Source organism: Williamsia sp. R60 (assembly GCF_054063855.1).
Genome location: NZ_JBSSGR010000002.1, coordinates 337,555 through 355,927, shown reverse-complemented (window position 1 = coordinate 355,927; position 18,373 = coordinate 337,555). Strand labels below are relative to the sequence as shown.

The 18,373-nt window shown below is 65.0% G+C and carries 18 protein-coding genes; 11 read left to right on the top strand and 7 right to left on the bottom strand.

Translation table 11 applies throughout. The annotated features are described in order from the left end of the window. Positions 1-4 precede the first annotated feature (4 nt). Positions 5-2,236 carry an AAA family ATPase gene (locus tag ACVWY6_RS08505; RefSeq protein WP_457537382.1) on the top strand — a complete coding sequence of 744 codons (2,232 nt, stop codon included), beginning with the start codon at positions 5-7 and terminating at the stop codon, positions 2,234-2,236. 16 nt (positions 2,237-2,252) lie between these two features. Here ACVWY6_RS08505 and ACVWY6_RS08500 read toward each other — a convergent pair whose 3' ends face one another. After that, positions 2,253-2,777: a hypothetical protein gene (locus ACVWY6_RS08500; RefSeq protein ID WP_457537380.1), complete on the bottom strand. Its 525-nt coding sequence runs from the start codon at positions 2,775-2,777 to the stop codon at positions 2,253-2,255. 189 nt (positions 2,778-2,966) lie between these two features. Here ACVWY6_RS08500 and ACVWY6_RS08495 point away from each other — a divergent pair, with 189 nt between their 5' ends. Both ACVWY6_RS08495 and ACVWY6_RS08490 read left to right on the top strand, forming a co-directional pair. Continuing rightward, positions 2,967-3,530, top strand: coding sequence for a dihydrofolate reductase family protein (locus tag ACVWY6_RS08495; protein WP_457537378.1), 564 nt, complete (start codon positions 2,967-2,969; stop codon positions 3,528-3,530). 229 nt (positions 3,531-3,759) lie between these two features. Beyond that, complete coding sequence (locus ACVWY6_RS08490; RefSeq protein WP_457537376.1) at positions 3,760-5,313, top strand: DUF222 domain-containing protein; 1,554 nt, start codon at positions 3,760-3,762, stop codon at positions 5,311-5,313. Between the two features lie 36 nt (positions 5,314-5,349). Here the strand turns inward: ACVWY6_RS08490 and aroQ are convergent, their stop codons facing one another. Beyond that, a complete protein-coding gene (gene aroQ / locus ACVWY6_RS08485) occupies positions 5,350-5,952 on the bottom strand; it encodes a gamma subclass chorismate mutase AroQ (protein ID WP_457537375.1) in 603 nt (200 codons plus the stop codon). Between the two features lie 151 nt (positions 5,953-6,103). After that, positions 6,104-6,526 (bottom strand): hypothetical protein, encoded by a 423-nt coding sequence (locus tag ACVWY6_RS08480; RefSeq protein WP_457537373.1) that lies wholly within the window; start codon positions 6,524-6,526, stop codon positions 6,104-6,106. A gap of 277 nt (positions 6,527-6,803) precedes the next feature. Here ACVWY6_RS08480 and ACVWY6_RS08475 point away from each other — a divergent pair, with 277 nt between their 5' ends. The 7 genes from ACVWY6_RS08475 to ACVWY6_RS08445 are packed head-to-tail and all read left to right on the top strand — an operon-like array spanning position 6,804 to position 14,621. Continuing rightward, a complete protein-coding gene (locus ACVWY6_RS08475; protein WP_457537372.1) occupies positions 6,804-9,707 on the top strand; it encodes a Na+/H+ antiporter subunit A in 2,904 nt (967 codons plus the stop codon). After that, positions 9,704-10,270: a Na(+)/H(+) antiporter subunit C gene (locus ACVWY6_RS08470; protein WP_457537370.1), complete on the top strand. Its 567-nt coding sequence runs from the start codon at positions 9,704-9,706 to the stop codon at positions 10,268-10,270. Before ACVWY6_RS08475 ends, ACVWY6_RS08470 begins: the two co-directional genes overlap by 4 nt. Further along, positions 10,267-11,880, top strand: a complete 1,614-nt coding sequence (locus ACVWY6_RS08465) for a Na+/H+ antiporter subunit D (RefSeq protein ID WP_023955462.1) — start codon at positions 10,267-10,269, stop codon at positions 11,878-11,880. The genes ACVWY6_RS08470 and ACVWY6_RS08465 overlap by 4 nt, the downstream gene beginning before the upstream one ends. After that, positions 11,877-12,638, top strand: a complete 762-nt coding sequence (locus ACVWY6_RS08460; protein WP_457537368.1) for a Na+/H+ antiporter subunit E — start codon at positions 11,877-11,879, stop codon at positions 12,636-12,638. Before ACVWY6_RS08465 ends, ACVWY6_RS08460 begins: the two co-directional genes overlap by 4 nt. Next, a complete protein-coding gene (locus ACVWY6_RS08455) occupies positions 12,635-12,898 on the top strand; it encodes a monovalent cation/H+ antiporter complex subunit F (RefSeq protein WP_457537366.1) in 264 nt (87 codons plus the stop codon). Before ACVWY6_RS08460 ends, ACVWY6_RS08455 begins: the two co-directional genes overlap by 4 nt. A gap of 2 nt (positions 12,899-12,900) precedes the next feature. Then, complete coding sequence (mnhG, locus tag ACVWY6_RS08450) at positions 12,901-13,233, top strand: monovalent cation/H(+) antiporter subunit G (protein WP_400724411.1); 333 nt, start codon at positions 12,901-12,903, stop codon at positions 13,231-13,233. After that, positions 13,233-14,621, top strand: coding sequence for an ABC1 kinase family protein (locus ACVWY6_RS08445; RefSeq protein WP_457537364.1), 1,389 nt, complete (start codon positions 13,233-13,235; stop codon positions 14,619-14,621). The genes mnhG and ACVWY6_RS08445 overlap by 1 nt, the downstream gene beginning before the upstream one ends. On the opposite strand, the gene ACVWY6_RS08440 is transcribed toward ACVWY6_RS08445, so the two are convergent. The 4 genes from ACVWY6_RS08440 to ACVWY6_RS08425 all read right to left on the bottom strand — a co-directional run bounded on the left by ACVWY6_RS08440 (position 14,611) and on the right by ACVWY6_RS08425 (position 17,578). Further along, a complete protein-coding gene (locus ACVWY6_RS08440; protein WP_023955470.1) occupies positions 14,611-15,693 on the bottom strand; it encodes a glutamate--cysteine ligase in 1,083 nt (360 codons plus the stop codon). The two genes, ACVWY6_RS08445 and ACVWY6_RS08440, sit on opposite strands and share 11 nt — an antisense overlap. 56 nt (positions 15,694-15,749) lie before the next feature. Continuing rightward, the gene (gene sodC, locus ACVWY6_RS08435) at positions 15,750-16,430 is read right to left on the bottom strand and encodes a superoxide dismutase[Cu-Zn] (RefSeq protein WP_031331500.1); all 681 of its coding nucleotides are present in this window, start codon (positions 16,428-16,430) and stop codon (positions 15,750-15,752) included. A gap of 104 nt (positions 16,431-16,534) precedes the next feature. Beyond that, positions 16,535-17,155: a LytR C-terminal domain-containing protein gene (locus ACVWY6_RS08430; RefSeq protein ID WP_457537361.1), complete on the bottom strand. Its 621-nt coding sequence runs from the start codon at positions 17,153-17,155 to the stop codon at positions 16,535-16,537. Positions 17,156-17,230: 75 nt separating this feature from the next. Then, the gene (locus tag ACVWY6_RS08425) at positions 17,231-17,578 is read right to left on the bottom strand and encodes a DUF3263 domain-containing protein (protein WP_457537359.1); all 348 of its coding nucleotides are present in this window, start codon (positions 17,576-17,578) and stop codon (positions 17,231-17,233) included. Positions 17,579-17,731: 153 nt separating this feature from the next. On the opposite strand from ACVWY6_RS08425, the gene ACVWY6_RS08420 reads away from it, so the two are divergent. Further along, a complete protein-coding gene (locus ACVWY6_RS08420) occupies positions 17,732-18,340 on the top strand; it encodes a peptide deformylase (protein ID WP_023955478.1) in 609 nt (202 codons plus the stop codon). The last annotated feature ends 33 nt before the right edge of the window (positions 18,341-18,373 follow it).

The following is an 18,373-nucleotide window of genomic DNA, read 5'->3' as shown; positions in this document are numbered from 1 at the left end:
CCCTGTGACTCCCACATCTGCCGCGTCTCCGCAATTGACGCTGACCGCCCGGCTCAACCTCTCGGCGGCCGAGGCGCGCCGCGGCATCGTCAGGGTGCATCCGGAGGTTCTGGCCGCGTTGGCCCTGCGCGAGTGGGATGGAGTGGCCGTGATCGGCTCGCGTACCACCGGCGCGGTGATCGCAGCCACCGATGCGTCCGCTCCCACCGGCATCGCGCTGCTCGACGAGCTGACGCTGTCCAACGCGGGCCTGAAGTCCGACGCCCCGGTGGTGTTGTCCCCCGTGGTGGTGCACGGCGCCACCCGCGTGATGGTGCGCGGTTCGCGGCTGACCGCCGATTCGGTGGACGAGACCACCCTGCGGCGTGCACTCCTCGGAAAGGTGGTGTCGGCCGGGGATGTGGTGTCGCTCTTGCCGCGCGACCTCGGACCCGATTTCGCGACGTCCGACGCCACTCGTTCGCTGGCGAGGTCGGTGGGCATCACCTGGACCAACGAACTGCTCACCGTGGTGGACGCCGACCCATCCGGCCCGGTGAGCGTGCAACCGAACACCGCGGTGCTGTGGGCGGACAAGAGCGTCGGACTGCCGACCACCGCCGAGGCGGCCACCAGTGCATCCACCCGGCACACACCGGCCAAGGCGACCGTCAGCACTGCTCCCCCGGCTCGAACCGTCGACGAACTCGTCGGCGTCGACGCCCAGGTGGACAAGCTGACCGAATGGCTCGGCCTCGCCCTCGACAACCCGGAACTGCTCACCGCCCTCGGCGCGCAAGCCCGACTCGGTGTGGTGCTCACCGGCCCACCCGGGGTGGGTAAGGCAACCGTCGCCCGGGCCGTGTGCGCCGGCCGAGCGCTCGTGTACCTCGACGGCCCGGTCACCGGCGCGCTCGAGGCATCCGGGCGGCTCGCTGCTGTCAAAGATGCGGTGAGCCAACTGGTGTCGGCAGCGTCCGACACGGGCGCGGTGTTGCTCATCAGCGATGTCGAGGCGCTGCTGCCCGCCGAGGCAGACCCCGTCTCAGCGCTCATCCTCGACGCCTTACGCACGGCGATCACCGCCGACCGGGTGGCTCTGATCTGCACCAGTTCGGCGCCCGAAAACCTCGACCAACGGCTCCGCGATCCCGATCTCTGCGACCGCGAGCTGTCGATCGGATTGCCCGACAACAAGATCCGGCGAGGTCTCCTCGGCGCGCTCCTGGAGTCCGTGCCCATCGGAACCATCGACCTCGGCGCGATCAGCGCTCGCACACCGGGTTTCGTCGCCGCCGACCTTGCCGCGCTCACCCGCGAGGCCGCGCTGCGGGCAGCTGCCCGCAGCGCCCGCGACGGCGAGCCACCTACGCTCATCGAGGCCGATCTGCTGGGCGCACTGGAGGTGATCCGGCCGGTGTCCAGGTCGGCATCGCCCGAGGTCGCGGTCGGCAGCCTGACGCTGGACGAGGTCGGCGACATGGTGGAGACCAAACAGGCGCTCACCGAGGCCGTGCTCTGGCCGCTACAGCACCCCGACACCTTCACCCGGCTCGGCGTCGACCCACCCCGCGGTGTGCTGCTCTACGGTCCTCCCGGATGCGGCAAAACATTTGTGGTGCGCGCGCTCGCCGCGTCCGGACAACTGAGCGTGCACAGCGTCAAAGGTGCTGAGCTGATGGACAAATGGGTCGGTTCATCGGAGAAGGCAGTCCGCGACCTGTTCGACAGGGCACGCGAGTCGGCGCCATCGCTCATCTTCCTCGACGAGATCGACGCCCTGGCCCCACGCCGCGGTCAGTCGTCGGACTCAGGCGTCGGCGATCGGGTGGTCGCCGCGCTGCTCACCGAACTCGACGGTGTCGAACCCCTACGGGATGTGGTGGTCCTCGGCGCGACCAACCGTCCCGATCTCATTGATCCAGCGCTGCTGCGTCCCGGCCGTCTGGAGCGGCTCGTGTTCGTGCCACCGCCCGACGCCGATGCCCGCGCTGCGATCCTGCGGACGTCGAGCAAGTCGGTGCCACTGGCAGAAGACATCGACCTCGACGAGCTGGCCGCGGAGCTGGACGGATACTCGGCCGCCGACTGCGCCGCATTGCTCCGAGAGGCTGCTCTGGCCGCGATGCGGCGGAACATCGACGCAGCCATCGTCACCGCCGAGGACGTCGGAGTGGCGCAGGACAAGGTTCGGCCGTCCCTCGATCCGGCCCAGGTTGAGAACCTGCGTCAGTACGCCGAAAAGCGTGGAGCCTGAAACCTTTTTGCGACTCTCAGTGGGCCATCGACGGCGTCTTGGTCATCGACGTCGTAGATGCGGTGCGATGCCGACGCGCGGCCAAGGCTGTGCCGACGAGCACACCGAGCAACGGCAGCGCGACGAAGACCACCCCCCGCGACAGGGTGGTGCCATGGCCCGCGGTGTCCTGGAACACCAACTGCTGGGGAATGAGCCAGACCGCACCCGCGGCCCCAGCGCCTCCGGCCGTGCACCCCGCGATGAGCAGACCATCGCGTATTCGTGGGGTCACCACCGTGTTCGCCCGCTCGAGAAGGCCTTGCACCACCAGTCCTGCCAGCCCGAAGACGGCCCCGAAGATATAGGGCAGCCACCAGATCACGTCGGGTGTGTCCACCGACTGGTACTGGCCAGCGGCCTCCGCCGGAGCACGCTGGTGCCCGTTGTCGGTGACAAACCATGCGCCGGCCGCCACCACACCGGCGCACAAGCCGATCAGGCCGGACCAGTCCCACAACCGATACACCTCGACCTCAGGCTGATTTGACGCTTTCACCACCTCAGTATTGTCGAGGCATTCTTAATTCGCTGGCGAACACGACGGCGGAGCAAGGGGTGCACCGGCGCCGCGTGTCTCTTCTCGCGTGATTCCTCTGCAATTCGTGTCGATTTCCGGTTTTCTCGTTCGACGTAGGGATGAGAACAACTTCGGCACGGGCCGAGGCACCACCCATCACGGAGGTTTGTCATGCGCACATTGATCGTCACCGCATTCGTCTCGCTGGACGGTGTCATGGAAGGACCGGGCGGCGAGCCCGGGTATCGCAATTCGGGGTGGACCTTCAAAGATGTCGAGTTCGACGAAGCTGCCTACGAGATCAAGGGGCGCGAGCAGGAGGAGACCACAGCACTACTGCTGGGCCGCACGTCGTACGAGGCGTTCGCTCCGATCTGGCCGACCATGGACGAGTTCGCCGAGTACAACGCGATGCCCCGATACGTCGTCTCCACAACACTGCAGAAAGACGACCCACGTTGGCCGGCCACGATCCTGCGGTCGGTTGACGATGTGGCGGCACTCAAAGAGACCGAAGGTGGCCCGATCGCCGTGCACGGCAGTGCAACCCTCGGGCGCAGCCTTGCCGACGCGGGTCTTGTAGATCGCTACCACCTTCTGGTGTTCCCACTCCTTCTCGGAGCCGGCAAGCGCCTGTTCAGTGAGTCGGACAAAGACACCACCAAGCTCAACCTGGTCGAGCACGAGGTGTACGGCAACGGCATCCAGAAGCAGGTCTTCGATGTGGTGCGGTAGGTCGATCCGATAACGGTTGTAGCGCAACGCTGTTCGTAGCTGCGAGAGTTCGCCGCGGTGTAGCGCAATCAAACGCAGGGCTTGTGTTCGTTTGCAGGTGTTGCAGCACCTGCAGACGAACACAAAGTCTGGATTAATCCAGACTAGTCAAATTCGAACACATGTTCGACAATGTCCGGTTCTGTTGGTAGACTTGATGAAAGGGGTTCGAGGGCTGGGGGGCTTGTCGATGAGTGATTCGGTGACGGTGGATCCACCGCCAATGCCGGTGTTGGTGGGGTTGTATCGCGATCTTGATGCGGTGCTGCAGCGGATTGCTGGTGCGTCAGCAGCTGATGTTGATGATGTGCAGGTTGCTGAGTTGGTGCGGGTGAACGAGAGAGTGGTTCGGGCACTGTCGTTTCAGGGCCTCAAGCGGTTGCAGGAGGTGAATGATCGAGGCCTGTTCCGTAAGGCTGGTCATTCGACGTTGCACCGGTTTGTGATGAGTGAACTGCGGGTGTCTCGTGGAGATGCGTCCTCACGGTTGAAAGCGCTCGATGCTGCTGGTGTGTTGTTGTCGATGCAGGGTGAGGCGCTGCCCCCGAAATGTCCAGCCGCTGCGGAAGCGTTGGCCGAGGGTGCGATTGGGTTGGCGCACATGGATGTGATGCTCAAAGTCCGCGACAAGATTCCGCACAAATCAGCACCGGAAGTCTATGACGTGGTCGATGCGTGGTTGACCGACAACGCCCGCACCCTGGGCCCCAACGAACTTGAGGTGTGTGGACGGGAAGTGTTGGCCCGGGTCGATCCGGACGGATCACTCACCGATGACGCCGACCGCAAACGCAACCGGGGCCTATCTGACGGTGCGCAAGGGTTGGACATGATGGCCAAAATCAGTGGCAATCTCGACCCGGCAACGTTGGCGCTATTTCGCACTGTCATGGATGTATGGGCCGCACCGGGTATGAACAATCCCGACGACCCCAACTCACCGTCTGGCGCGGTCGACGACCCCGCCCACGATGCGGCCATCATCGAAGCTGCTGCAGGGCGCGATACCCGCAGCAGGGCTCAGCGCCAGCACGATGCTTTCAAAGCAATCCTGAAGACCATTCTCGAGTACAAACTGTTGGGAGCCTCGCATCGTGGCCTGCCAGTGCAGGTGATCATCACGATGACCAAACAACAACTCGACGAGGCCGCAGGTATCGCCCACACCGCCTCCGGCGTCGATGTACCCGTGAAGGATGCGATGGAACTGGCCGCACGCTCGGACAAATCACTCGCGGTGTTCGCCAACCACTCCGCCGACGTCCTCTACTTCGCACGCGCCAAACGCACCGCCCAGCAAGGCCAACGGATGGCCTTGTTCGCCAAAGACCGAGGCTGCACCAGCCCCGGCTGCCGTAACCCGATCTCCTGGACCGAAATCCATCACACCACCGCCTGGGCCGACGGCGGACACACCGACATCGACGAACTCGCGCCCGCGTGTCCGCCTCACCACAAGATGATCGGACCCGGCCAGGATCAATGGCAAACCATCATGCTCACCGACGGACCCGACGCCGGCCGAGTCGCATGGATCCCACCCACATACATCGACCCCGAACAACAACCACGCATCAACCGGGCCCACCACACCGACCACACCATTGAAGCGGTATGGCAGAACATCATCGCCGAACGACAACAAGCACTCGACGAACGCGAACAACGCATGCAGCTGCAACAGCGAAGTGCTCCACCGATTGTGGGTTCCGAATCAGACGACGATGCAACGCATCTCGAATAAGAACCTCGACGAGAGCGATCCGGCCGCACACCTATCTCAGCAAATATGTTGCACTGCAACCCGCATCGCCGTCACGATGCTCGGAATCATTGCGGGATCGCCGGCATCGGCGATGACCCGTGCAGCGGTCGGACCGCTTGCCGCGACTACCGACACTTGGCAGAGCTGCGGTGAGGTGTTCGCCGACCTCACCCCGGCAAGGTCGGTCAGGAGGCGTGAGGAGATGCTGTCAAGCTTGGCCCGTAGATCCGACAGCGGCGGGTTCGGGATGGACAACTGCGCTTGGTCCGAGAGCGTCCATGTGGCGAAATACGCGTATTGAACACCGGTCGCCGCCTGTACCTGATCGGTGAAGAACGCAGCCACCCGCGCTCGATCCAGCCCGTGAGCGGCCGCCGAGTCCGACGCGGTCTGGACGACCGTGGCCGCACGAACAGGGTCGTTGATCGGGCTGCCGGAGTGCCACTTCGACTGGGCGACCTCATGGGCCACGATCAATCGGTCACCAATAGTGTTGACCAGCTGGACGACTCGATCATGGCCTACCGGCGTCGCATGGGCTGTCGGGCCCGCCAACACCGCACCGACTGCGGCCAGCGACATCACCAGGAACGACGCAACAATTCGTACTGCCCGCATTCTTCCTCCGACCCGTCCAGCCCCATTCCATGCGACCGTACGCGCCGAGACCGAGCCCAGCGTTGCGAATTGCCGCACGCCGATCCTTCAGCCTTCGGCCCATTTACTGCGCTCGGCGGGCGCCGGGGCGCGCGACGACCGATGAGCAGTGTCAGCGTTGCGAGACGAGATAAGTGATGGACGTCGGGCCGCTCGGTGAGCCGGCCGTGGTCCCGATCACCACCGTGTAGCGCTTGCCGTCTTTGTCGGCTCCATACCCGGCGACGGTCTGGCCACCTTCTTGCCGACGGAACTCCTCGGTGAACCCCGCGTCGGTGAGGACCTTGCCTGCGTTGTCGAAGGGATTCCCCGCGTCGGGCTTACCGGCGACGGTGAGGTTCCAGCCCTCCTGCGCGGTCCCGCCCGCGGCGAGTACCGAACCCTCGATCAGCGGTACCTGATCCGGGAAATCTTGCGGCAGATTCACTGACCCGACCGTCGTGGATTCAGCCTCCTCGCTGTCTCCGCCACACGCTCCCAACACCAGCGCAAGACCCGTGATCATCAGCACCAAAACCACTCGCACCCGACTCATGCGAACAGAGTAGGGGGTGGGGTCCGGTTGTGCCCGATCGGCCGCGATCTTGTCAGGAACACCAACTTGTCCGTTTTGCGGTGACCAGCGGCGAGAGGCGACCTCGGTGGCCGCCTCATCCCCGAATACGGCACCTAGCAGCAGCAACGGTAGACTGGGTGACAACAAACCGGAGCTAATCCGTCTTCGGTGAACGGTCGCAGGCATTGTTCGGTGTGCCTGTCCCCGTTGTCACGACCCACCCGACACCCCGCCCATTCGATCGACGGAGTGCCTCTTGATCGCAGTCTTGGCCGCCCTGGCCATCACGGCTGTGCTGGCCCCTGCGATCATCACCGCCCTGGGCAGGCGCGGCTTCTACCTCCTCGCGCTCGCCCCGCTGGGTGGCCTGGTGTGGGTGGTGCTCAACTGGCCCGACGACGAGCACGGCGTCCGGACGGAATCCTTCAGCTGGGTCCCTGCCCTGCAGATGAACATCGACTTCCGCTTCGACACGCTCGCGGCCGTCATGTCTGTTCTGGTGCTCGGGGTCGGAGCCCTGGTGCTCTGTTACTGCGCCGAGTACTTCAGTGAGGTGCGACGTCGGGTCGCCGGCTTCGCGGCCGAAATGGTGGCGTTCGCCGGCGCGATGTTCGGGCTGGTCATCAGCGACAACATGCTCGTGCTTTACATCTTCTGGGAACTGACCACGGTGCTGTCGTTCCTGCTGGTCGGTTTCTACGCCGTCCGCGCGACGAGCCGCCGGGCCGCCACCCAGGCCCTGCTCGTGACCACGGCCGGTGGACTGGCGATGCTGGTCGGCATCGTGATGCTGGGCGAAAAAGCCGGCTCCTACCTGTTGTCGGACATCGTGGCCGACCCCCCGGTCGGGTGGACGGTCACCGTGGCCATCGTCCTGATCCTGATCGGTGCGCTCAGCAAGTCGGCGATCTTCCCATTCCACTTCTGGCTTCCCGGTGCCATGGCGGCCCCCACCCCGGTCAGCGCCTATCTGCATGCCGCAGCCATGGTCAAGGCCGGAATCTTCTTGGTCGCCAGGCTCGCCCCGGGCTTCTCCGACCTCGTGTCGTGGGACGTCCTGGTGGTCGGGCTCGGCTGCGCCACCATGGTCCTCGGCGGATTCCGGTCGCTGCGCGAATACGACCTCAAGTTGGTGCTCGCCTTCGGAACGGTCTCGCAGCTGGGGTTCCTGATGGTGCTGGTCGGCATCGGCGACGAGGATGTCGCGATGGCGGCGATGGCGATGTTGGTGGCCCATGCGCTGTTCAAAGCGTCGCTGTTCATGGTGGTCGGCATCATCGATCACTCCACCGGTACCCGCGACCTGCGCAAACTCGCCAGACTCGGTCACAGCACCCCTGTGTTGGCGGGCATCGCAGCACTCGCGGCGGCCAGCATGGCGGGCCTCCCCCTCACCCTGGGATTTGTCGGCAAGGAGACCGCCTTCGCCGAGATCTGGGACACGGGCGCCCTGAACGAGTGGCAGGGGCCGGTGGTGGTCCTGGTGCTGGTACTCGGATCCACTCTGACCGTCGCCTACTCGCTGCGATTCCTGTGGGGCGCCTTCGGCCGCAAACGCAAGGCCGAGCCCAGCCCAGCAGTGGCGCGCATGCATCGTCCGAGCGCCGCGTTCCAGGCGCCGGCGGCGATACTCGCGCTCGCCGGGGTGGTCTCCGGTCCACTCGCCGGACTCATCGGCAAGCGCGTGGAGCCCTACGCCGAAACGGTGCCCAGCTACGACGAAGGCATAGCCCACCTCTCGCTGTGGCATGGCTTCAATCTCGCCCTCGGTTTCACGGCCATCGCAGTGGTCGCAGGAACCGCACTGTTCCTCCTGGTGCGCGAACTCGGCCGGCTGGGTTTTGTGCGTCCCGCGCTCGGTAACGCCGACAGGATCTACGACGCGGTGCTGCGCGGCGCGGACACCATCTCGATCAACCTCACCCGCAACACCCAGCGGGGGTCGTTGCCACTCACCCAGGGTGTCATCGTGATCACTCTGGTGCTCCTACCCACGATCGTCCTCTTCCTCGGGCAGCGGAACAGGCTGGAGATCAACGGCTTCGAGTCTCCCGTGCAGTTCGTGATCGGCGGGATCATGGTGGCCGCGGCGATAGCCGCCACTGTCCTGCGCAACCGGCTCGCCGCAGTCCTCGTCGTCGGGGTCACCGGCTACAGCTGCGGCGTGCTGTTCGCCTTGCACGGCGCGCCCGATCTCGCGCTCACCCAGTTCTTGGTGGAGACACTGACACTGGTCATCTTCGTATTGGTCCTGCGAAAACTCCCCGCCGAGGCGGAGAACCGCCATGCCACCGGGTTCAAGCCGTTGCGGGCCTTGCTCGGCCTGGCGTTTGGCGCACTGCTCGTGATGGTCGGTCTGTTCGCGGCCGCCGCCCGCAACACAATTCCGATGTCCACCGAGATCCCCTACGCCGCATACAAATATGGCAACGGCTCCAACGCGGTCAACGTGCTGCTCGTGGACATCCGCGCATGGGACACCCTCGGTGAGGTGTCGGTCCTGATGGTTGCCGCAACCGGTGTCGCGTCGATGGTGTTCCGCCACCGCCGGTTCGGTGCGGCGCCGCGTGTGGCCGACGCGACCAGGGCACGCACTCCCCGACCTGAAACCGAGGGCGAGCAGCTGTTCGGGGAACGCACCACGTGGTTGCGCGGCAGCGACTTCCGCGACCCGCGCCATCGGTCGATGGTGCTCGAGGCCACCACACGGTTGCTGTTCCCGACGATGATCGTGTTGTCGCTCTACTTCTTCTACGCCGGTCACAACGCGCCGGGCGGTGGGTTCGCAGGTGGATTGACGATGGGCCTGGCCCTGGTCCTGCGTTACCTCGCCGGCGGCCGGTACGAGCTCGGCGAGGCGCTGCCGATCGACGCGGGGCGCATCCTCGGGGTCGGCCTCGGCCTGTCCGCCGGTACCGCTGCCGCGTCGGTTCTGCTCGGCGCACCCGCACTGTCGTCGGCGACGTTCGAGTTCACGCTGCCGATCTTCGGCGACGTCAAGCTGGTCACGGCCCTGTTCTTCGACCTGGGTGTCTACCTCATCGTGGTGGGACTGGTGCTCGACGTACTGCGCAGTCTCGGGGCCCGGCTCGACGAGGACAATCCACGGGTGCGCCGCGGCGCCGACCAGTCCGAGCCCGAGGAGGTGGCGGCACGATGACCATCAACCTCGGCCTGATGATCGTGGTCGCCCTGATGGCCGCCTGCGGCGTCTACCTGTTGCTCGAACGCAGTCTCATCCGCATGCTGCTCGGACTGCTGCTCTTGGGCAACGCGATCAACCTGATGATCGTCACCGTCTCAGGAGCCATGGGCAATCCTCCGATCATCGGCCGCACGTCAGAGGGCCGCACCGGAGACGCCGATCCGCTGGCGCAGGGCATGGTGCTCACGGCCATCGTCATCACGATGGGCATCGCTGCCTTCGTCCTGTCGTTGGCCTACCGCTCCTTCATGATCAACACCGATGACGAGGTGGACGACGATCCCGAAGACCTCAAGGTGAAGTCACAATCGAGCGCCACCGCACCCGACCGCGATCGCAGCGACGACCCGATCACCGGGCTCGACACGTTCCGGGGCGACCTGTTCGACGACGACGGCAACCCGCTCACTGACGAGCAACTGCGCGCCCGTGCCGAGTTGCATCAGACCGACCTGCTGCCCAGCGCCGACGACAGTGATGACTTCGAGCCGACCGACCGTGACGGTGATGGCCGATGACCTTGTCGCACGAGTGGTTCTCGACGCTCATCGTCGCGCCCGTCCTCGCCCCGATGATGGGCGCGGTGCTGACCCTGATCATGGGGCGGTATCCCCGATTCCAGCGTGTGGTCACGGTCGCCGCGATCACGGTCGCGTTTGTCGCCTCATGCCTTTTGCTCTATCTGACGAACCGCGACGGTACGTACGCGTTGCACGTCGGCGGTTGGGATTCCAAGGGCGGTGACCTCGGTCCTCTGGGCATCACGCTTGTGGCTGACCAGCTCTCGGCGCTGATGCTGGTGGTGTCCACCGCGGTGCTGCTCTGCGTCATGCTCTACGCCGTCGGCCAGGGTATCCGCGACGGCACCACCGAACAGCCGGTGTCGATCTTCTTGCCGACCTATCTGCTGCTGTGCACCGGCGTCTGCAACGCCTTCCTCGCGGGCGACCTGTTCAACCTGTACGTCTCGTTCGAGGTGCTGCTCGCCGCGAGCTTTGTGCTGCTCACCCTCGGTGCCAGCGCGGACCGGGTGCGCGCCGGCGTCTCGTACGTGATGGTCTCGATGGTGTCGTCACTGATCTTCTTGGCAGGCATCGCGTTTGCGTATGCGGCCACCGGCACACTGAATCTCGCGGAGATGGCGGTCCGGCTCGAGGATGTTCCCGACGGGACCAAAGGTGCGCTCTACGCGGTGCTGCTGGTGGCGTTCGGCATCAAGGCCGCGGTCTTCCCGCTGTCGACCTGGCTGCCCGACTCCTACCCCACAGCTCCCGCCCCGGTCACCGCGGTGTTTGCCGGCCTGCTCACCAAAGTCGGTGTGTACGCGATCATCCGCGCACACACCCTGCTGTTCCCCGGCGGCGCAATGGACCGGGTGCTGTTGGTGGCCGGACTTCTCACGATGTTGGTGGGCATCTTCGGCGCCATCGCGCAGTCCGACATCAAACGTCTTTTGTCGTTCACGCTGGTCAGCCACATCGGGTACATGATCTTCGGCATCGCTCTGTCCACCGAATTCGGTTTGTCGGGCGCGATCTACTATGTGGCGCACCACATTTTGGTCCAGACGACTCTGTTCCTCGTGGTGGGGTTGATCGAGCGGCAGGCAGGCTCGGCGTCACTACGACGTCTCGGCGGTCTGGCGGCCAGTCCTCTGCTCGCTGCCTTGTTCTTGATCCCAGCTCTGAATCTGGGCGGCATCCCGCCGTTCTCGGGTTTCATCGGCAAGGTCGCATTGATCGAGGCGGGTGTACAAGAGGGCAGCGTGCTGGCCTGGATCCTGGTGGCCGGCTCGGTGGTGACCAGCCTGCTGACCCTCTACGTCGTCGCCCGCGTCTGGACCAAGGCGTTCTGGCGGCCGCGCGCCGATGCCCCCGACGGCGAGATGGCCGATGCAGGACCGGCAGCGCTTCTCGAGGGTTCGGCCGACGTGTCGTTCGACGACCGCGCCGACGTGGGCCGGATGCCGATCGGCATGGTTGTCCCCACCATCGCCATGGTTGCTGCCGGGCTCGTGTTGACGTTGTGGGCCGGGCCGTTCTTCGAGTTCACCGAATCGGCCGCTGCCGACCTGATCGACTCCAGCATCTACCTCGACGCCGTCCTGGGCGCAGGAGGTCCCCGATGACCGACAAACCCGACCCCGGACAGCGGCCACAACCGCCGGCTCCCCGAGGCCCCATCCGGGCGCACCTGGTGAACGCCTGGCGTTATTCGGTGATCTTCCTGGCGTGGTACTCGGTGAAGACCTTTCTCTTCCTCAAGTCCCATATCCACATCAAGCGCTGGTTCGGCGGAAATGCACGCGAGGTGGCCGTACGGCTGTGGACGATGGCGTGGCTGACGTTCGTGTGGGTGCTGCTGTGGGGTACCTACGACATCGCAACGGTGGTCAGTGGTCTCGGTATCGCACTCCTCGTGCTGATCGCGTTGCCATTGCCGCGCGTACCGGTCGAGGGCCGGATCCATCCGCTGACGATCCTCGAACTGGTGATCAGGCTGGTGTTCGACCTGTTCCGGTCGAGCCTGCAGGTGGCGTGGCTGTCGGTGCGCCCCGGCAAACCACCCTTGAGCGCGGTCGTCCGGGCACGCCTGGCCATCAAATCCGACATGGTGCTGACCCTTGCGGTCGACCATCTCAATCTTGTGCCCGGCACGATGGTCGTGGAGATCGACCACAGTCGCCGTCTGCTGTACGTGCACCTCATCGACGCGAGCTCGCCGGAGAAGGTGAAGGCGTTCTATGGGCAGGTCGCCACCATCGAGAGGCTGTTCATCAAAGCCTTCGAGCGTGAGAGCGAGTGGCACGCGAGTCCCTACCATGGGATCGACGATGAAGTCGGTGGCCAAGACAGCCAGGATCTTCGGAGCGGAGCGAAGTCATGAACGTGGTCTGGATGATCGCCGCCGGGCTGCTGTTGGCAGCATCGGCACTCACCACCGTCCGGATCCTCATCGGCCCCAACACGCTCGACCGCCTGGTCGCCCTGGACACCGGTGTCGCGATGGCGATGTGCTCGCTGGCCGTCTGGGCCGCATACTCGATGGATTCGACAGTGGTGTCCGGCCTCGTCGCCTTGTCGCTGCTGAGTTTTGTGGGCACCGTTGCAGTCGCCCGATTCCGCGTCCGGGACAACGAGGTTTAACGATGATCTCCGATATCTTCGTCGCCGTGCTCGTCCTGTCCGGTTCAGGTCTGGCGTTCACGGCATCGGTGGGCATCTTGCGATTCCCCGACACGCTCACCCGCATGCACGCCGCCACCAAACCGCAAACCCTCGGCTTGCTGCTGGTCCTGATCGCGGCGATGATCCGTCTCTGGGACACCGTTGATTTCGGAATGCTGGTGTTGACCGGGATATTCGCGCTGATCACCGCACCGGTGATCGCACACCGCGTCGGCAAACTGGCTTATCAGGAGCAACGGGTGCGAGACGACCTGATCGACAGCAGCGAGCTCGAATCCCCCCGCAGCGACTGATGACTGGCGACGATCAGCTTCCCCCGACCTCTCGTGTGCGCCGCGGGAGTGAACTGGGAAAGGTGGCCGCCCATTCGGTTGCCAGGCGCGTCCGCTCGCGGGCCGCCGGGGTCGGTGCCACACCCGATGAACGGCGCTCGCGCGCCGAACTGGATGCCCTCGCTGCCGCAGACGAACTCATCACCGTGCTCGGGTCGATGAAGGGCGCAGCGATGAAGGTCGGCCAGTTCCTGTCGATGATGGACCTGGGCATGGTGCCGGCCCACGCGCGTGACGGCTTCCACCGCAAGCTCGCGATCCTGCGCGACAACGCCCCTCAGGTCTCCTCGGAGACGATGCTCGAGGTTGTCCGAAAAGAGCTCGGCTCGAACATGTCCCACATCGAGTCCATCGATCCGGCTCCTATTGCTGCTGCTTCCATCGGCCAGGTCTACCAGGCCAGATTGATCGACGGGCGCGACGTGGCGATCAAGGTGCAGTACCCGGGCATCGACCGGGTAGTCCGGGCAGACCTCAAGAACCTCGCGATGGCCCTGCGGCTTTACAAGGGCCTGCTGCCGACAGTGGACCCCCAGTCGTTTGTCCGGGAGATCTCCGGGGACATGTTGTCGGAGCTGGACTATCGGGCCGAGGCGGCCAATCACCGTCGTCTCGCGGACCGCTACGCCGGGCACCCGTTCATCCAGATCCCCGATGTCGTCGAGAGTCTGTGCACATCAAAGATCCTCACCTCCGAGCTGATCACCGGGATACCGTTCGACGAGATCACCACCCTCGACGCCGACACACGAGACCAGGTCGGCGAGGTGATCTATCGCTTCTACTGCGGCAGTATCCATACCGACGCCACCTTCTGCGGCGATCCACACCCGGGAAACGTGATGCTCGCCGACGACGGCCGGGTTGCGTTCCTCGACTTCGGATCCTGCAAGACCATGTCGGCCGACGCCCGGGACCTGGAACGCCGCGCGGTCATCGCGGCTCGCGCCGGGGATGCTGCCGAAGTGGCTCAAGTCCTTCGCCAGGGACAGGTGCTGATCAGCGAGGAGGCCATCGATGACGCCGACGTGCTGTCCTACGTTCGAGACGCCACCTGGTGGCACATGGACGACGCCGAACTGACCATCACCCCGGATATCGCCAACGGCGTCATGATCTCCGCGGTGCACCCGGCCACCGAGTACGGCAGCGCGGCACGAGAACAGCATTTCCCCGAAGACAATCTGATCGCGCGCCGCGTCGAGTTCTACACCTGCGCGATGCTCGGGCAACTCCGGGCAACGGCGAACTGGTGTCGGATCGAAGCCGAATGGCTGACCGGGGCCGAGCCCGAAACCGAACTGGGTCAGATCGATCTGTGGTGGCGACGGCGGACGTTCAGCGATTGAGTTCGGAGACAACCTGATCGACCACGGCCACCATGTCTCCCGTGTCGGCGAATGTACGCCGCTGCCGCTGGTACGAGCCCCCGTGGCCGGGGATGTCGGCGACCGACGCCAACTCGTCGGCGCACCCGAGGTCGACGGCGACGGGAGTGAGGCGTTCGAGCATGTCGTAGAGGTCGTCCGTCACCAACCGCTCGTTGCAGTCCGAGTCGGTGATGATGATCGCGTCGAGTCCGTAACGGGCTGCGCGCCATTTGTTTTCCTGCACAAGCCAAGGCGCCATGTCGGGCAATGTCTCCCCGGCATCGAGGCGCCGATCGAGATCCACCACCAGGCAGTGGATCAGTGCCACGAGCCCGGCCAATTCGGCGATGGTCGACACGCCGTCACACACCCGGATCTCGACGGTACCGAGGTTCGGAGAAGGCCGGATGTCCCAACGGATCTCGTTGAGGTTCTCGATGATGCCGGTGGTCATCTGGTCACCGACGAACTTCTCGAACTCGCTCCACCGCTGGAACTGGAACGGCAGGCCGGCCGTGGGCAACTGCTGGAACATCATCGCCCGGTTGCTGGCGTACCCGGTGTCCTGCCCCGACCACATCGGAGATGACGCCGACAGCGCCAGCAGATGGGGATACTGATTCAGCAGCGACGACACGATCGGCAAGACCTTGTCGCGATGATTGATCCCGACGTGAACGTGCACACCCCAGATCAGCATCTGCCTGCCCCACCACTGGGTCCGCTCGATCAGCTCGGCGTACCGCGGCGACGGGGTCAACTGCTGGGTGGACCACAGTGCAAACGGGTGGGTACCTGCGCCGAACAGATCCACACCGAGATCGTCGGCGATCAAGCGAACCACCGACAGCGACTCTTCGAGGTCGGCGATCGCCTCACCCGTGGTGCGACAGATACCCGTCACCAGTTCAACGGTGTTGCGCAGCAGTTCCTTGTGGATCCGATCGCCGGAACTGGGATTGTCCAGTTCGCTCACACGCTCGAACAGCTGCGCCGCAGAGTTCGACAGATCTCGCGTCTGCTTGTCGACAAGCGCGAACTCCCACTCCACGCCCAGAGTGGGCCGCGGGGAAGCGTTGAAATCGATGGAGCGAACGTTGTTTATTCTCAGCTCTTTTCGATGACACCGCAGGCGATCCGCTTGCCCGCGTCTCCGGTGGCGAGGGTTTCCTCATCAGGGGCGGGAGCGTACTTGGTGGGGATGTTGCCGAAGTTGTCCGGCTTCTCGTGGATCATGATCGAGGTGTCGATGATGTCCTCGATGCTGAAAGCGTCACTGGCAGTGGTGGTCTCGCCATTGCCGGCCTCGTCGATGAAGATCGAGACCAAGTCGCCGCTGGCCGGATGCCCGGAGTGGCCCTCGACCTGCAGGTGGCCGCCCGCGGAGAGGAAGTCGCCGGCCGCGCCCCCGGTGGGAGGCGTCGAGTTTGCTTCACACTTGCCGACAGCGTGCAGGTGCATGCCGTGGAACCCCGGGGCGAGGTTCTCGGCCTTCACACTCACGATCACCGAACCCTCGGCGGTGGTGAACGTCGCCTTCCCTGCCGGTTCGCCGCTGGGGGTCTCGAGCTCGGCAGTGGCCTCGCCGCCTTCGCTGGGCGCGCCGATCGCGCCCACATCCTCGGGTGCCGGGTTACCGGTGAGCACACTCGGAGTGGTTCCCTTGGCGTCGGTCGGCTCTTCGTCCGGACTGCAACCCACAACGAGCAGCGCGACGGCTGCGGCGGGTGCCACCAGCGCGGCGATTCGCCGGGTGCCGGTCAAGTTCCTGAGCGAACGCTGCGCCATGGTTGAGCTCCCTTGCAGTTGGCGGTCGAGTGCAGTTCTACCGTTGGTAGTAGTCAGCGAAATCATATCGGTTCCCCGCACACGGTTCGCCGCCGGTTGAGTGGCTAACGCGTCACGACGATCAGGACGAGGCCACCCTGACATTGACTGAAGGCGGCCGGACGGGGATCCACCGAGATGTCGCCGCCGAGTTCTTCGGCCAGCTGGTCGGCGTACTCCTGCTGCGTCCCGGTGAAGAAGATGGTGTTCTCGGTGATGCTGGCCGACTGCAGATTGGACGGCGTCGCCGTGGTCCAGCCCGCATCGTCGACGAGCTTGCGATACGTCTGCCCGAGCCCGCCGACTGTGCCGGCGTTGAAGATGCACACGCGCGGCCGGTCGGGGTCCACCGATGTGGACGTGCTGCTGCTCGCAGACGTCTCGGCGCCGCTTGAAGTGGTGGTCGCTGGTGACGACGATGTGGGCTGGCGGCTCTGAGCTGCCTCGAGGCCCGCCTCGGGGTCGGAGTCACCGGTCGCTGCCGAGTGCCATCCGAGTCCGATGAACACCACTGCGATCGCCAGCAACAGCATCGCCCCGGCACGTAACGGCAGGTGCGCCGCCTCGGAGCGGGCCGGCGCGGGGGGCCGCGCACGACGCGAGCCCGATGTGCCCGAGTCCGGACTGTTCGTGCCGGTCCCGCTCGGGTCTTCCCCGGGCTGGTCTGGACGGTCGGACGTGGTCATTGGACCAACCTTACGAAACTTGCCAACCTTACGAAAATTTGCGGCCCGACCCCGCGCGGCGGGTCGGCACACCCATCAGGTGACGTCGAACCCGAGCCGGCGAGCCGCCCGGGCCTTCTGCCGGCTTGCACGGAGACGACGGAGTCGCTTCACGAGCATCGGATCTGCGGCCAGCGCCTCCGGCCGGTCCACCAAGGCGTTGAGCACCTGGTAGTAACGGGTCGCGGACAGGCCGAATAGTTCTTTGATGGCCTCTTCCTTGGCACCGGCATACTTCCACCACTGCCGTTCGAAGGCCAAGATGTCATGCTCACGCCGAGTCAATCCGTCGGCCCCGACCTCGCCCGGACCGAGCTCTGCGTGGTCTTGGTGTGAGTTGTCCGCCTGCCCGGATTGCCGGTCTCGCGCGGTTGCGCCGTCCATCTCGCTCCCTTGAGAATCGGTCCTGCTCCACCCCGTCGCCACACCGGAGTTCGTCGCTATCAACGGTGTGAATTACAACAGTGTGGTTCGCAGTACATCTAACCACGCCGCCAAAGGAATTCGCGCGATGGCGTGCCGAGTAATCTGACCCCCATGGCAATTCTTCCCATCTGCATCGTCGGTGATCCGGTGCTGCACAACCCGACTGAAATCGTCGCATTGGACGCCGAGGGCAAGGCCCCCGCCGACGTGGCCGCACTGCTCGACGACATGTACGAGACGATGGATGCCGCCAACGGTGTCGGACTCGCCGCCAATCAGGTCGGTGTCGCCAAGCGCATGTTCGTCTACGACTGCCCCGAGGGCGACGGCCGCACAGGTCCTCGTCGTCGCGGCGAGGTGATCAATCCCGTCCTCGAGACGTCGGAGATCCCCGAGACGATGCCCGACCCCGATGACAACGACGAGGGGTGCCTGTCGGTGCCGGGCGAACAGTTCCCGACCGGCCGGGCCGACTGGGCCAAGGTCACCGGGGTGGACCGCAACGGCGACCCTGTGGAGATCGAGGGCAAAGGATTCTTTGCCCGGATGCTCCAACACGAGACCGGGCACGTCGACGGTTTCCTGTACACCGACGTGTTGATGGGCCGCAACGCCCGCGCGGCCAAGAAGACCATCAAGCGCAACGGCTGGGGGGTGCCGGGGCTCTCCTGGCTACCCGGCGAAGACGCCGATCCCTTTGGACATGATGACGAGGACTGACCGCATCGGTCGGGTCGGCGTGTGACCGGCCGT